Origin of the sequence: uncultured Alcanivorax sp., from assembly GCF_947258575.1 — a bacterium.
Classification (GTDB): domain Bacteria; phylum Pseudomonadota; class Gammaproteobacteria; order Pseudomonadales; family Alcanivoracaceae; genus Alcanivorax.
In genome coordinates this window covers 421,058-435,883 of the sequence record NZ_CAMYIV010000002.1, presented here as the reverse complement: position 1 = coordinate 435,883, position 14,826 = coordinate 421,058, and the positions used below count along the sequence as shown (strand labels likewise).

General features: G+C 57.6%; 14 protein-coding genes. 9 read left to right on the top strand and 5 right to left on the bottom strand.

Annotated features, from left to right (window positions below; genetic code table 11):
* Positions 1-17: 17 nt before the first annotated feature.
* The 4 genes from hemN to Q0Y02_RS02140 are packed head-to-tail and all read left to right on the top strand — an operon-like array spanning position 18 to position 3,412.
* Positions 18-1,391, top strand: coding sequence for an oxygen-independent coproporphyrinogen III oxidase (gene hemN / locus Q0Y02_RS02155; RefSeq protein ID WP_297763735.1), 1,374 nt, complete (start codon positions 18-20; stop codon positions 1,389-1,391).
* Between the two features lie 47 nt (positions 1,392-1,438).
* The gene (gene fnr, locus Q0Y02_RS02150) at positions 1,439-2,185 is read left to right on the top strand and encodes a fumarate/nitrate reduction transcriptional regulator Fnr (RefSeq protein WP_297763732.1); all 747 of its coding nucleotides are present in this window, start codon (positions 1,439-1,441) and stop codon (positions 2,183-2,185) included.
* Entirely contained in the window at positions 2,182-3,099 is a 918-nt protein-coding gene (locus tag Q0Y02_RS02145) for a universal stress protein (protein WP_297763729.1), read from the top strand. The genes fnr and Q0Y02_RS02145 overlap by 4 nt, the downstream gene beginning before the upstream one ends.
* 16 nt (positions 3,100-3,115) lie before the next feature.
* The gene (locus Q0Y02_RS02140) at positions 3,116-3,412 is read left to right on the top strand and encodes a hypothetical protein (RefSeq protein ID WP_297763725.1); all 297 of its coding nucleotides are present in this window, start codon (positions 3,116-3,118) and stop codon (positions 3,410-3,412) included.
* A gap of 42 nt (positions 3,413-3,454) precedes the next feature.
* Here Q0Y02_RS02140 and yaaA read toward each other — a convergent pair whose 3' ends face one another.
* Positions 3,455-4,228, bottom strand: coding sequence for a peroxide stress protein YaaA (gene yaaA, locus Q0Y02_RS02135; protein ID WP_297763723.1), 774 nt, complete (start codon positions 4,226-4,228; stop codon positions 3,455-3,457).
* 74 nt (positions 4,229-4,302) lie between these two features.
* Here yaaA and Q0Y02_RS02130 point away from each other — a divergent pair, with 74 nt between their 5' ends.
* Positions 4,303-4,785 carry a hypothetical protein gene (locus Q0Y02_RS02130; protein WP_297763720.1) on the top strand — a complete coding sequence of 161 codons (483 nt, stop codon included), beginning with the start codon at positions 4,303-4,305 and terminating at the stop codon, positions 4,783-4,785.
* 58 nt (positions 4,786-4,843) lie between these two features.
* The gene (locus Q0Y02_RS02125; RefSeq protein WP_297763717.1) at positions 4,844-5,677 is read left to right on the top strand and encodes an MBL fold metallo-hydrolase; all 834 of its coding nucleotides are present in this window, start codon (positions 4,844-4,846) and stop codon (positions 5,675-5,677) included.
* Positions 5,678-5,864: 187 nt separating this feature from the next.
* On the opposite strand, the gene corA is transcribed toward Q0Y02_RS02125, so the two are convergent.
* On the bottom strand, positions 5,865-6,815 hold the full coding sequence (gene corA / locus Q0Y02_RS02120) for a magnesium/cobalt transporter CorA (protein ID WP_297763714.1): 951 nt from the start codon (positions 6,813-6,815) through the stop codon (positions 5,865-5,867).
* 96 nt (positions 6,816-6,911) lie between these two features.
* Between corA and Q0Y02_RS02115 the strand changes: the two genes are divergently transcribed.
* Complete coding sequence (locus tag Q0Y02_RS02115) at positions 6,912-7,529, top strand: alpha-ketoglutarate-dependent dioxygenase AlkB (protein WP_297763711.1); 618 nt, start codon at positions 6,912-6,914, stop codon at positions 7,527-7,529.
* Here the strand turns inward: Q0Y02_RS02115 and Q0Y02_RS02110 are convergent.
* Positions 7,507-8,730 (bottom strand): nucleoside recognition domain-containing protein, encoded by a 1,224-nt coding sequence (locus tag Q0Y02_RS02110; RefSeq protein ID WP_297763707.1) that lies wholly within the window; start codon positions 8,728-8,730, stop codon positions 7,507-7,509. The two genes, Q0Y02_RS02115 and Q0Y02_RS02110, sit on opposite strands and share 23 nt — an antisense overlap.
* Before the next feature lie 176 nt (positions 8,731-8,906).
* Here Q0Y02_RS02110 and Q0Y02_RS02105 point away from each other — a divergent pair, with 176 nt between their 5' ends.
* A complete protein-coding gene (locus Q0Y02_RS02105; protein ID WP_297763702.1) occupies positions 8,907-11,012 on the top strand; it encodes a carboxy terminal-processing peptidase in 2,106 nt (701 codons plus the stop codon).
* 47 nt (positions 11,013-11,059) lie between these two features.
* On the opposite strand, the gene Q0Y02_RS02100 is transcribed toward Q0Y02_RS02105, so the two are convergent.
* Both Q0Y02_RS02100 and Q0Y02_RS02095 read right to left on the bottom strand, forming a co-directional pair.
* Positions 11,060-12,205, bottom strand: a complete 1,146-nt coding sequence (locus Q0Y02_RS02100) for an oxygenase MpaB family protein (protein ID WP_297763699.1) — start codon at positions 12,203-12,205, stop codon at positions 11,060-11,062.
* A gap of 78 nt (positions 12,206-12,283) precedes the next feature.
* A complete protein-coding gene (locus Q0Y02_RS02095) occupies positions 12,284-13,054 on the bottom strand; it encodes an alpha/beta hydrolase (protein WP_297763696.1) in 771 nt (256 codons plus the stop codon).
* Positions 13,055-13,180: 126 nt separating this feature from the next.
* Between Q0Y02_RS02095 and Q0Y02_RS02090 the strand changes: the two genes are divergently transcribed.
* Complete coding sequence (locus Q0Y02_RS02090) at positions 13,181-14,608, top strand: AarF/ABC1/UbiB kinase family protein (protein ID WP_297763693.1); 1,428 nt, start codon at positions 13,181-13,183, stop codon at positions 14,606-14,608.
* Positions 14,609-14,826 lie beyond the last annotated feature (218 nt).

Sequence of the window (14,826 nt, the reverse complement as noted above, 5' to 3'; positions counted from 1 at the left end):
TTAACCGGAGAGCGGGCGTGGCTACCTGGGACAAAACATTGATCAGCCAGTATGGCGGTCCCGGACCGCGATACACCTCTTACCCCCCTGCTCCCCAGTTTCATGAGGAAATCAGCGAGGCGGATTTTGCCGGAGCCATTGCTGCCGGCAATGCCGCTCGCCGGCCTCTGTCGCTGTATATGCACATCCCGTTTTGCAGCACCGTCTGCTATTACTGTGCCTGCAACCGGGTTGTGACCGCCAACCGAGGCAGGGCGGCGGAATACCTGAAACGTTTGAAGCAGGAAATCGGCCAGCGCGCTGAACAGGTCGACAGCCAAAGGCCGGTCACCCAGATTCACTGGGGTGGCGGCACCCCCACCTTTCTCAGCGATGCCCAGATTACCGAGCTGGTGTACTACATGGCCCGGCACTTCACCTTGCGTGAAGATGACCGTGGTGATTATGCCATCGAGATTGACCCTCGCACCGTGGACCAGGCCCGTCTGGGGCTGCTTCGCGGCCTGGGCTTCAATCGCATCAGCCTCGGGGTTCAGGATCTGGATTTGCGGGTACAGCAGGCGGTCAATCGAGTCCAACCCTATGAGATGATTCGTCAGACCATGGGCTGGGCGCGGGACTTCGGCTTCAAGTCCATTAACACCGACCTGATTTATGGCCTCCCCTGGCAGTCTGAATCGAGCCTCGCCCGGACCATCGAGCAGATTGCAGAGCTGCGGCCCGAACGAATCTCGCTCTACAACTACGCTCACCTGCCCGCGCGTTTCAAAATTCAGCGGCAGATACCGGATATGGCCTTGCCCAGCCCGGAAGAAAAGCTGTCCATGTTCGTGCGTGCCGGGCGCATTCTTCAGGATGCCGGATATACCTTTATTGGTATGGACCACTTTGCGCTGGAAAGCGACGAGATTGCCGTCGCTCAGCGCAACGGGCTTCTGCACCGCAATTTTCAGGGCTACACCCTCCACGGGGATGCGGATTTGCTGGGCTTCGGGGTCAGTGCCATCAGCCAGATCGGCAATCTTTATGCCCAGAACATGAAATCATTAAGCCATTGGTCCGATGCCATTGATCAGGCCCAGTCCACCATTGAGCAGGGCTATCTCCTCAATCGCGATGATCAGATGCGCCGTGACCTGATAATGCGCCTGCTGTGCGACCTTTACGTGGACATGAATCTGTTCAGTGAGCAGTGGCAAATCAATTTCCCGGACTACTTCGTGGATGCCCTGGCCTCCTGGGTGGAATTTGAGGATCAGGGCCTTGTGCGCGTGGACAAGCAGCGGCTGGTGATCACCGAGCAGGGCCGGCTGGTAAGCCGGGCCCTGGTGATGCCGTTTGATCGTTATACCCAGAACGAGGCCATTAACCGTTTCAGTCGCATCATTTGAACCTTGTTCGCTTGTTGTTCACCCTGCCCTATACTGTAAGGTGAAATTTGCATTACGCAGCTATTAACCGGAGACGCATCGTGTCCCAACATGTTTCCTGCAATGATTGCAGCCTGAGTCCCATCTGCCTCCCACTGGCAGTGGCGCCGGCACAGCTCGACGAGCTGGATCGCATCATTCACCGGGGCCGCCCTCTGAAGCGCGGCGAGCACCTGTATCGCGCAGCGGATGATTTCCAGGCCGTCTATGCGGTTCGTTCTGGCGCACTGAAGACCTACGTGCTCAGCGATGAAGGCGACGAACAGGTCACCGGCTTTTATCTGCCCGGTGAAGTACTGGGTATGGATGGCATCAGCACCGCACACCATGTGTCCAATGCCAAAGCCCTGGAAACCGCTACCGTCTGCGAGATCCCCTTTTCGAAGCTGGAAACGCTCTCCCAGCGTATTCCTTCTCTGCAGCATCATTTTTTCAGCTTGATGAGTAATGAAATCCGCTCTGACCGTGAGCTTCACATGTTGCTCAGCAAAAAAAATGCCGATGACCGGGTGGCTTCACTGCTACTTTCCATGTCAGCTCGACACCAGCGGCGTGGGCTCAGCGAACGCGCATTCCGCCTGCCCATGTCCCGCTATGACATCGCCAACTATCTAGGCTTGGCGGTGGAAACTGTCAGCCGTATCTTTACCCGTTTTCAACAGAATGAATGGCTGCGCGTAGAAGGCCGCGAAGTGGAAATCCTTGATCGACAAAGCCTGTGCGGCGAGCGTCAAAGCATGGAAGCCAGCCTGTGAGCGCTGCGGTACTGGCCATTCTCGACAGTGATCTGAAAGCCACCCAGCCGGCCCTGCACAAAGCCAGACAGGTAGCAGATTCCACCAAGGCGCCGCTACATGTTCTGGTCAATGCCTATTCCTCCGCCATGGTGCGCGCCGTTGGCGTCGACCAGCAACGACAGGACGCCGCCCGCACACAGATCCATAAGGCCTGGCAGAAACGGATCGGTGAATTGACAGACAGGGATAGCTGCGAGCTTTCCATTTTGTGGCACAAAGACAGCATGGCGGCCCTGCGCGAGAGCATCCTCGACCTGCAACCCGCCATGGTGGTTGTCCATACCAGCGAAGAGAGCGGCCTGCGCCGGCATCTTTTTACGCCCCGGGACTGGCAATTGATTCGCAAGGCGCCCTGCCCGGTGCTGTGTGTGCATGGCCGCCAGTGGTCGCCCTCCCCAAGAATACTGGCCGCCCTGGATCCGGGCAGCGAGGAGCTGGCGAATGATCCCCTGGCAATCGAGGTACTTGATGCTGCAGGCCAGTTTTCAAGCAAGTTAGGCGGTACCTTGCGGGCCTGCCATGTGCTGGATGAAATGGACGACAGCCTGATCCTGCTGGTGGGGGAAGCGATCCCCGATTACAGCGGCGGCATGGACAAGGTGCGCGAATTCTACCGCGAACGCTTCCTGCAATTCGGTGCGGCCCACGGACTTGGCCCGGATCAGATGGCAATCCTGTCCGGCCCGGTAGCGCCAACACTGGCCAGATATTGTGATGAACAGAAGATGGATGTGCTGGTGGTCGGCACTGTGCATCGCAACCTGCCGGAAAGGTTGCTGCTGGGCGCCACCGCAGAATCCGTGATAACCCGTGCCAGCACGGATGTGCTGGTGATCAAACCCGACGGTTTCCAGAGTCCCTGGCAAGCCTAATCAGGAGCATAACGTAATGACAGACAAGAAGGATTTTGCCGACAACATTCGCCAGAAACTGGAAGACTGGGATTATCAGCTGGATCGGCTGACCGCCCGGTTGGGAGACAAGCGCGAAGAGTGGCGTAGCGAGGCGAAGCAGAAAATCGCCGAGATTCAGGATCGTCGCGACGAGCTGGAAGCAAAACTGGAAAAACTGGAGTCCCACGGCGAAGATGCCTGGGATGACATAAAAGCCGGCGTGGAACTGGCATGGGATGGCCTGAAAACCGGCCTGCTTGCCGCCCGCAGCGAATTCGAAGATAGAGACTAACCCCTGTTTCAGGAGCGCCACCAGCGGCGCTCCTGCGCAGCTCTACTGCTCGGCCCGACGAAACACCGGCTTGTCCGGGCTCGACAACTCTGCAGCGAAACGATATCCCGCCACATCGAAATTCTTCAGTTTGTCCGGGTCCTTGATGCCCTTCTTGATAACCCACGCCGCCATCAGGCCACGCGCCTTTTTGGCGTAAAAGCTGATCACCTTGTACTTGCCGTTTTTCTCATCCTGGAAAACCGGTTCAACAATGCGGCCATTGATCCCTTTCTTGTTCACCGACTTGAAATACTCATTGGATGCCAGGTTGACGAGCACGTCGGTTTTCGCCGCTTTCATATCCTTGTTGAGCTGTTCGGTGATAATGTCGCCCCAGAACGTATAGAGGTCCTTGCCGCGGGGGTTATCCAGTTTTGTGCCCATTTCCAGCCGGTAGGGTTGCATCAGGTCAAGCGGGCGTAGCACGCCATACAGTCCTGACAGCATGCGGAAAGACGTCTGGGCTTCCTTGAGCTGGTTGTCAGTGAAGGTACCGATTTCCAGGCCGGTATAGACATCGCCCTTGAAGGCAAACGCTGCGGGTCGAGCATTGTTCTTTGTGAAGGGCCGCTGCCACTGGGCAAACCGCTCCACATTCAAGTGCGCGATCTTGTCACTGACACTCATCAGGCTGCTGACATCCGCCGGGGAGAGCTGGCGAGCCCGCTCGATCAACACGTCGCTATCATCCAGCAATCGGGGCTGGGTGGTTTTCAGTGCTGGCAATTCGCTCTCGTAATCCAGGGTTTTTGCTGGCGATACAACAATCAGCATGGCCTACTCCTTTACATATGACTCCCGGGATTATATGAATCAGAGGGAGCGAGGTCTGCAATTCTGGAGAATAAATGCGCCTATTACTGGTATTGACTGTCATTATCGCGGTTACCGTTCTGCTCTGGGGTAGCTGGCAATGGGGCCGTCGGCCGTTTTATCTGGTGCTGAGCCTGGTATTGGCCAGCCTGATGGTGCTCGGCATCGGTGTCTGGCAAGGCGGCCGTGACGATCAGGTGCGCCTGCCTCCGGATGGTATCCAGGTAACGCTGAAAGAATTCCTTGCCTCTGAATCCGGCGTGCGCCTTACCGGCAATCTGGCCAATCGCAGTGAGATGAATGTGGCAGCGGTAACGCTTCAGGCCCGTGCCCTGTCATGCCCGAAGGCAGAGAATGACTGCACGGTGATCTACCAGCAGACCATTGATGTGCAAATGTATCTGCCCGCTGGTCAGGATTACCCCTTTGCGGTTGTCAGTCGTCACCCGAAAGAAGACACCCCGGTGGATCGCTGGGAACTGGAAGCGATCGACAAGCTGGCCTACCCGGAGTCGTAGACTGGCATCCTGCCGGGTGAATCGTCACAATGCGCCCTCCAAACTCCCAGGAGTCATTATGGCATCACTGATTCCCGGCCAGCTTACCCCGATTGGCGATAATGCCTGGCGGGTTCTGGCGCGTAACCCGGGCATGATGACCGGGCCAGGCACCAACAGTTATCTGTTTGGCAAGGATAGCCTGACTGTCATTGATCCCGGCCCCGAGGATCAGGAACACCTGCAGGCACTCCTGCAGGCCGCCCGCACCCTGGGAAAACCCATCGACCAGGTGGTGGTCACCCATACCCATCGAGACCATTCCCCCGGCGCTCTGGCGTTGGTGGCAGCCACCGGCGCCCGTTGCCTGGGGCCTTCGGTACCCGACGACGGTCTGCAGGATGAAAGCTGGCAGTCAGACCGTCTGTTGGGCGAGGGAGACCGGGTGGATTGCGGCGGCGTTTCACTACAGGTGATCGAGACCCCGGGCCATGTGGGCAATCACCTGTGCTACCTCAGTGATGATGGTCTGCTGTTTACCGGCGACCACCTGATCCAGGGCTCAACAGTCGTGATCGCCCCACCCTCCGGTTCCATGCAGGCTTACTTTGCGTCCCTGCGCAAACTGCAGCAGCGCGGCATCATGGTGATGGCCCCAGGCCACGGTGATCTGATCAGCGACCCGGAAGAGACCCTGACCCATACGCTGGCGCACCGCCAGAAACGCGAAGACAAGGTGCTGGAAGGCCTCTCAGGTGTTCCGCAAACCCTGGCGGTCTTGGTGAAGGTGGTCTACGACGACGTGCCCGAATTCCTGCACGGCGTGGCCCAATTCTCTCTGCAAGCCCACCTGATCAAGCTGGCCGAAGATGGCAAAGCCGAAGAAACCGATCAAGGCTGGCACAAGACCTGATTGCGCCAGGCCAGGCGAGCAGTGAGTGTCAAAAGGTGAAAAGCAAACCGGCGCTATGGTTTTGGTTTTCGCGACTCGTTACTCGCCTCCTGCTCAGTCCATTCGCATCTCAAGCGATGCTCCTACCAGGCGCTCCGCCGAGGGGTTTTCCGCTGTTAACTATTCACTATTAACTGTTAACTGCCTTTCACAGCCACCCTTTACGCTTGAAAAACCAGTAAGGCGTCATGCCGGATAGCAGCATCAGGCATATTGCCATGGGGTAGCCATAAGCCATGTCCAGCTCCGGCATGATCTCAAAGTTCATGCCGTAGATACTGGCAATCATGGTAGGTGGCAGGAACACCACCGCGGCAATGGAAAAGATCTTGATGATCTGGTTCTGCTGGATATTGATGAACCCTTGCGCTGCATCCATCAGGAAGTTGATTTTGTCGAACAGGAAGGTGGTGTGCGACATCAATGTGTCCAGGTCATGCTGCACCTCGGCACAGGTGCGACGGCGAACCTTGTCGGTGCGGACATAGCGCTGAATAAAGGAAATAGAACGCTGGGTATCCATCAGGCACAGGCGAATCTTGCCGTTGGTATCCTCCAGCCGGGCCAGTTTTTCAATATCGTCTTCCAGCTCCCCGTTTTCCTCCTCCAGCACGCTGTAACCCACTTGTTCCAGATCACGGTGCACATCCTCCAGGGCATCAGCCAGGTTCTCCACCTTTTGCTCGAGAATGCTCAGCAGGATATCAATGGGCTGTTGAGCCTTGACCCAGCCGCGACGCACCCGTAGCCGCAATAGTCGAAAATCCGGTAAGCGTGAATCGCGGAAAGACAGCAGCCGGCCTTCCTGAACCACAAAAGCCACCGTTGAGGTGCGCGCACGCCCCTCAGACTGGAACAGAAACAGGGAGTGGACATGCAGCCCCTGCTCGTCGCTGAAGAAACGGGCGGACGCTTCGATTTCTTCCATGTCATCGGAGGCCGGCAGTTCCGCTTCCAGGAATTGCTGCACCAGCTCGCGCTCGTTTTCCTCCGAGTCCACCAGATCGATCCAGCTGGCATCATCAGCCAGAGTGGGCAGGATGGTTTCCGTGTCCTTTTCACGCAGGACACCGTTTTCGATGCGGAAGATATGCAGCATGATGTTTCCCTGATCACCATTGCCGGCAAGATACCGGCAGCAATTTGATATAGCACGGAGCTTATGACTGTCAACGATTCCAGGTCTGCAGCCGGCATGAAAAAGCCGGAAACGATTATCCTGGCCGGTAAGGCCAGGTTATGGCTTTGGCGTCATGCCCTGCCCGCTGCGCAGCACCGGTCATTACAAGCAGATCTGAATGCAGCTCTGGACTGGCAGCAGCCGCAGATTCAGGTATTTGGTCGTTATCATACCGTACCACGGCTCACCGCCTGGCATGGCGATGCGGGCATTCCCTATCGTTACTCCGGTCACCAGCATGTGGCGGACGGCTGGCCGGACGTGTTGAAGCCCGTGCGCGATGCGGTGAGCGAATTGTGTGGGCAACGGTTTAACTCGGTGCTCGCCAATCGCTATCGCAACGGCAAGGATTGCATGGGCTATCACAGTGACGACGAGCCCGAGCTTGGCCCGGAGCCCTGGATTGCCTCCTACAGCCTGGGAGCAGAACGAGATTTCGTGTTTCGCCCTCGTGGTGGAGGTCGCCAGTGTTTCTCGCTGGCACTACCGGATAACAGTCTGCTACTGATGAGCCCGCAGGTGCAGCAGCAATTCCAGCATGCGCTGCCGCGCCGACAACGGGTTCAGGGTGAACGTCTCAATCTGACGTTTCGCAGAATCTTCACCGGGATCAGCCCCAGAACGCGTAACTGAGCAGAATGGCCGCGATCAGTCCCGCCGCATCCGCGGCCAGACCGCACCACAGGGCATAGCGGAAATCACGAATTCCCACGCTGCCGAAGTACACCGCCAGAACATAGAAGGTGGTCTCCGTGGAGCCCTGCATCACTGCGGCCATGCGTGCGGCCAGGGAATCCACACCCTGAGTCTGCATCACATCCACCATGGCCGCCCGGGCCCCGGAGCCGCTAAGCGGCTTGAGAAAGGCCACCGGCAGTGCGTCCACAAAACGGGTATCCCAGCCGATCGCGGCGGCGCCAAAGCGAATACCATCCAGAAACAGATCCAGCACACCGCCCGCTCTCAGCATGGCAATGGCCGCCAGCATGGCCACCAGGTAGGGGATCAGCCTTACCGCCAGGGTGAAGCCCTCTTTGGCGCCCTCCACAAAGGTGTCGTAGCTATCTACCCCACCCCGCCAGGCGGCAATAAAGAAGGCGCTCAACACCAGCAGCAGAATGCCGTTGCCGAGCAGGCTGGAGAGCGTATTGGCAAGCTCCGTGGGCGCCAACCAGATAATGATCCCCAGCACGGCCAGCATGGCCAGCCAGATACCGGCCACCACCAGCAACAATGGATCGCGCAGGGAAATACGCTGGACCCGAGCGGTAACCAGAATGCCCACCAGAGTGGATACCGTGGTGGCCATCAGCAAAGGCAGATAGACAGCAGCCGGGTCGCTAGCACCCTGCTGGGCCCGGAACATCAGCACCGTCACCGGCACCAGCGTCACCGACGAGGTGTTGAGCACCAGGAACATGATCTGGCTATCCGTGGCCCGTGCCGGTTGCGGATTGCCCTGCTGGAGGCGCTCCATGGCCTTGAGCCCAAGCGGTGTGGCGGCATTGTCCAGCCCCAGCATGTTAGCGGCCAGGTTCATGGAAACCGGTGCAGATGCTTGCGGAGTGTGCCGGACCCCCGGCATCAGGCGAGCCAGCACCGGCTCTACCCAGGACGACAATCGCGCCGCCAGGTTGCTGGCCTCAGCCATCTTGAATAGCCCGCTCCACAGTGCCAGCACCCCGATCAGCCCCAGGCTGACCTCCACGGCCAGATCTGCCGCCGACCAAAGGGCATTGATCAAGCGCCCTGGCGCCGCCATGTCACCACCAATGAGCTGGATCACCGCTCCGGCGATACCCGCAAGGAAAAACAGGCTGAACAGTCTGTGCAAAGCATCCCCCGTAAGCTAGGGTCGTGGTAATTTGTTGAAAATCCGTAATTTGGCGACTTTTATGACAGTGCAACTTCGCGCTTTCACGGTAGTCTACAGGTTATAGAGGAATTCAACCGCGAATGACCGCTTTCGGGCCGTCGTCTATACTGCAGGTAAACCGTTTGAGAAACAGCATGTCACTAGTTCGTAAGTTCTTCCCTCTGGCACTGGCACTGGTCCTGCTGGGGGGCGCCATTCAGGGAGTGAGTGGCCTTCGTTCCGAGCCGGAGGTTCAGGGTGACCTGAAACCCACCAGCGACCAGCTGGATGCCGCCGCGGAAATTGCTGCCAACTTGAAGCACCACTATCGGCGGCTGGAGTTCGACAACTCCCTGTCCAGCCAGGTTCTGGACAGCTATCTCGAAGATCTGGACCCTAATCGCCAGTATTTCCTCGCCAGCGACATTCGTGAATTCGAGCGTTACCGCAACAAACTCGATGACCAGTTAAGCGATGGCCAACTGGAAGCCGGTTACACCATCTTCAATCGCTTCCAGGAACGCCTGGAAACCCGCCTGGAGAAATTGCTCGACACCATCGAGAATGACCTGGAATCGCTGACCTTCGACGATGAAGAAACCGTACTGGTGGATCGCGGCGAAGCACCCTGGGCAGCGGACGAGGCGGCGCTGGATGCCATCTGGCAACGACAGCTGAAAAATGCGGTGCTCTCCATGCGGCTCAATGACAGCTCACTGGACGATATTCGCACGCGGTTGACCCGTCGCTATGAAAGCCAGCTCAAACGAATTAACCAGAACACGCCAGAGGATGTATTTCAGGTCTACATCAATGCCCTGACACAGACCTTTGATCCGCATACCAACTACTTCACACCGCATAACTCGGAAAATTTCGACATCAGCATGAGCCGCTCCCTGGAAGGTATCGGGGCGGTGCTGCAATACGAAGACGGTTATACCAAGGTGGTGCGTCTGGTTCCCGGTGGCCCTGCTGCCAAAAGCGGTCAGTTGAAACCGGCGGATCGGATTGTCGGTGTTTCCCAGGATGGCGAGGCGCCAGAACCGGTGATCGGCCTGCGCCTGGACGAAGTAGTGGATCAGATCCGTGGCCCCAAGGGCACCAAGGTTAATCTGGAGATCATCCCTGCCGGCAGCGCCAGCGAACACGACACCCGCACTATCACCATTGAGCGCAACAAGGTGGTGCTGGAGGAACAGGCGGCCAAGAAGGATGTGATTACCATCCAGCGTGATGGCGAAGCCATGAAACTGGGCATTATCGAAATCCCGGCGTTTTACCTGGATTTTGCCGCCTTCCACCGGGGCGATCCCAATTACACCAGCACCACCAGTGATGTAGCCAAACTGTTGGTGGAATTACGCAAGGAAAACATCGACGGCCTGGTGATTGATCTGCGTAACAATGGCGGTGGCTCCCTGCTGGAGGTGAACAAACTGGTCAGTCTGTTTATCAATCGAGGCCCCACCGTACAGGTGCGCGAGTCCAGTGGTCGCGTCAGCATTGAAGGCGATAAATTTCCCGGGGTGCTCTATGCCGGCCCCATGGCGGTAATGGTCAACCGTTTCAGTGCTTCCGCCTCGGAGATTTTCGCCGGCGCCATGCAGGATTATGGCCGCGCCCTGATTGTTGGCGACCAGACCTACGGCAAAGGTACTGTACAGACCTTGCTGGATCTGAATCACGGCAAGCTGAAGATGACCAATGCCAAGTTTTACCGGGTTTCCGGTTCCAGTAACCAGAACCTGGGCATCGTGCCTGACGTGGATATGCCTTCTCTTATCGACAAGGATGAGGTGGGCGAAAGCTCCCTGCCCAATGCCCTGCCCTGGGACGAGATCGATTCGGCAAAATACCAGCGGGTAAGTGATATTGTCCCTTATCTGCCTCAGTTACGTGAAAAGCACTCCAGCCGTATTGATAAGGACCCGGAGTTCATCTACGTGGAGTCGCTGCGCAAGCTCCTGGAGGAGAATCGCAACCGTATCGAGCTGTCTCTGAATGAGAAAAACCGCACGGCAACACAGAAAGCGCTCGACAGTGAACGCCTTGCCATTGAGAACAGCCGCCGCAAATCCCGCGATGAAGAGCCGCTGGGCAGTATCAAGGAACTGCGTGATCTGGAGGAACAGCGGGCGCTGGACCCGGAAAGTGACGATGAGTCTATCGACGAAGACCCCTATGTTAGGGAAACCGGGGAGATTCTGGTGGACTACATGAACCTGATACGAGAGAACCAGGTGGCCCGTCAGGGCTGACCTTGGCTGCTGCAATAAAAAACCGGCGAAAGCCGGTTTTTTATTTTTCAGGCCAGCGCCTTGAAACCCCAGCGGGCCGGGTTGTCCCCCAGCCCGGCTTTGAGCGTTCGTCGACCCAGTTGGTGATTCAGATTTTCCAGGGCCCGCTTGGCCGGGTCCGGCAGAAGCCGCACTCCAAAACTGGCAGCACTGACAGCGGTCTTTACCACTCTCACTGCTGTGGCAGCCGGAACACTGCTGTTGATGTTGAGATCATCCGCCACCTTGTCACCGATAAGATAGCGGCTGAAGCCCAGCAATACCTCATAGGACAAGTTGAACGGCGGCTTGCCTGCCATGTCGCGCAATAGCGCCTTGGCAAGAGACTCGCTGTCTGCAGTAGGCTCGTACAGATGCGAAGTCAACTGCATGGCGAGGATTTCCTGCTCTTCCAGTGTGGTTGTCAGCAATGCCTCGTCGACGCCGAGCAGGTAGCCCGCATAACGCCAGAAATAGTGCATGGATTCATGCTCATGACGACTGATCTGCAGGCCGAGACGCTTGAGCCCCCGAACCACCATGAAATCGAACTCCAGGATGGTGCCAGCCATGTCTTCCTGATTGATTGGCAGGTCGTATTTGGCATTGTCCCAACGGGGATTGCTGGCTAGAAACTGGCGAACTGCCGCATGCAACAGCCGCACCTCCATCAGCGTACGGTGGCCCAAGCTACCGGGGCGGATGCCGTCGTCGCCAACGATGTTGTGAAGCATCTGTCCGGTTTCGTAAATCCTGCGGGAAACGTCTTTCTGCAAGCGACCGGTTGCCACCAGCACCTGGGAGGGCTTGTTGTGCGCGTAGCCCTCAACAAGGCTTGAACACATCAGCACCAGGCCCTGCAGTGCACCATTTCGCCGGTACATGCGCCGACCCAGCTCCATGGCGTCGAAATCCACCCAGGGTGGCACTGTATGGCAATGATCCAGAAAGGCCTGGAAGTCACCACCCTCTTCCCTGGCCCGCCTTTCTACTTCCTCCAGCAGACCGGAAGGACGAGTGAACTTGATCTGTGCCGCACAGCAGTCCGCCAGCGGATCTTGCACCTGCCGCCAGGTATTCAGTCGTTCATGGGAATAGCGGTCCCACCAGACCCTTTCCCGGGGGCTCTGTGGTCCTCGCTCGAAGCGGGTCAGTTCCTGCGGTGTTGCCATCATTACCTCGCGTTTCTTGTTATCACAGAACTCATGGGTTCTATGATAACGCTAGGCGCACCGGGTAAAACGGTCAACACACTAAACAGCGAAATCTGTTACCCCTTCGATCAGGGTGTTGATCAGCCACTGCGGGGCATCCAGGGGAAGGTCGTGACCCGCCTGGGGGTGGGATTTCATGGGCAGGTCCCAGGCCTGGGCCAGGGTCTGTGAGCATGCCGGGCTGACCAGGCGGTCCCCTGCCCCATTAATAATCAGCACGGGCACGCTCTCCGGCAATGCAGCCGGAGCGCGAAAACGCATGGCAGCCAGTAGCTGTCTCAGGCTGTTGCGCAACGACACGGGCTGTTCGCGGGCATAGTCGGACCAGGCTTGCGCCAGTTGATGAAGAAAGGCCTGCTCGCGCAGATTGGAGGTAATTTCCAGGATGGCCGTTTCCTTGCGCAACCGGTCACGGCTGAACACCGCGTCGCTCAACAGGCGCCGGTAATTCGCCGGCCGCAAGCGTCGCCAGAACGGACTGTAGCGGCTGGCACTGGTGTTGATCAGGCCCGCAAAAGCCACCTCACGTGGTGCCTGGCACAGCCACTGCACCGCCACCATGCCCCCCAGTGACAGGGCCACCAAGTGATAAGGCCCCTGATGGCCCTGCGCGGCCAGCTGTTCACGAAGATGCGAGACCATTGCAGCAACCCGCGTGGGGCTCCGGTCCTTGCAGAAACGACCATTTCCTGGCAAATCCACCGTTACCACCTGATCCTGTGGCACACTGGCCTGAAACTGCTCGGGAAAGTTCTCCCAGTGCCTCTGCTCACGAACCAGGCCCCGCAACAACACCCAGGTTCTTCCCATGCTGACTTACCTCTCCAGATACAAACAAAATCGAACCGTGACTTTCGGTACATCAATGACCCGGTATTCAATACCGGCTAGAATGCCACCGGCGTTCAGGATGGCAAACGGAGTTTCTTCGCGACTATGACACGAAAAACCGTAAAACGGGTTAAGACCGGCTCGGTAGAGCGACGCTTTTCCATGGCCAAGGCCGGATTTCTGGCCGGTGCCAAGTATGCGACCGCCAGTGCCGGGTCCATCTTTACCCCAAAAGACCAGCGTGAGGCTCGCCGCAAGGAGAACCTGTCCGCCCGTGCCCAGGAGCTGGTGGATGAACTGGGCAGGCTGAAAGGCTCTGTGGTCAAGATTGGCCAGATGATGGCTCTGTTCGGCGAGCATTTCCTGCCCGAGGAAGTGACCACGGCCCTGCATACGCTGGAAAACCAGACGACCGCCCTGGAGTGGCCGTCCATTGAGCGCCACCTCAAGCGAGAGCTCGGCGAAGTCAAAATGGCGGAGCTGGAGATCGAGGAAACCCCGTTGGGCGCCGCCTCCCTGGCCCAGGTCCACAAGGCCATCCGCAAATCCGACGGCAAGGAGCTGGTGCTCAAGATCCAGTACCCCGGCGTAGCCGATGCTATTGATTCAGACATGCGCGCTCTGGTGCGCCTGCTCAAGCTGAGCCGCCTGGTTCCCATGACCGAGCAATTCAATCTGTGGCTCGATGAAGTACGCGAAATGCTGCAGCGTGAAGTGGATTACGATCTGGAGGCTCATACCACTCGCCATTTCCGACATGTGCTGGCCGAAGATACCCGTTTTGTGGTGCCGGAAATCGTCACGGAATACTCCAGCCACAACATCATGTGCATGACCTTCGAGCGCGGCATCAGCGTCACGGACCCATCCGTGCTGAAGCTGTCCCAGGAGCGGCGCAATTTTATCGGTCGCGCCATCATGGAGCTGTGCTGCCGGGAAGTATTCGAATGGAACAAGATGCAGACCGACCCGAATTTCGGTAACTATTTGCTGCGTTTTGGTGACAGTCCGGAAAACGACCAGATCGTACTGCTGGATTTCGGCGCCATTCGTGACTTTGATAACGAGGTGCTGGGCCCGGGCCGGGAAATGATTCGCGCCTCCTTCCATCACGACGGCGACCGCCTGGTGCGCGCCCTTAACGCCCTGGATTTTCTGGCTCGTGGCGCCCCGCGCCGGCTGCTGGATGATTTTTGTTCGCTGTGCTTTGAAGCCATTGAAGTGCTGCAGGACCCGGACCGCTATCCACCACCGGCAGAAGTGCTCAATGACAAAGGGGAATACTGCTGGGGCAACAGCGACTTGCCCAATCGGGTCATGAATCGCGCCAGCCGCAATGCCTTGTCACTGCACTTTGACGTGCCGCCCAAGGAATTTATCTTCCTGGCCCGCAAGCTGCTCGGCGCCTACACCTTTTTGCACGTTATTGAAGCGGAAGTACGGGGCAACACGATTCTTGAGCCCTTTATTCACATGCAGGAAGAAGCTGACGTGATCCTGGTTGATCAAAAAACCATCAGTCCGGTAGATTAATTGCTCAGAAAGTGACAAAAATGCGGGTTTATCACCCGCTTATCGGTGCGATAACGAATTGTCATTTGCCAAGGTGGCATAGCCACAATAAGGTTAGCACCCTGCTGAGAGCCTGTTTCAGGCCTTTGCGCCACCGACGGAGATCGTGCTCCGGTTTGCCTCACTGCAAAGATTGCAGTATCGGGTCCACCGGCGGTATTCGACCTTCGCAGTGTGAT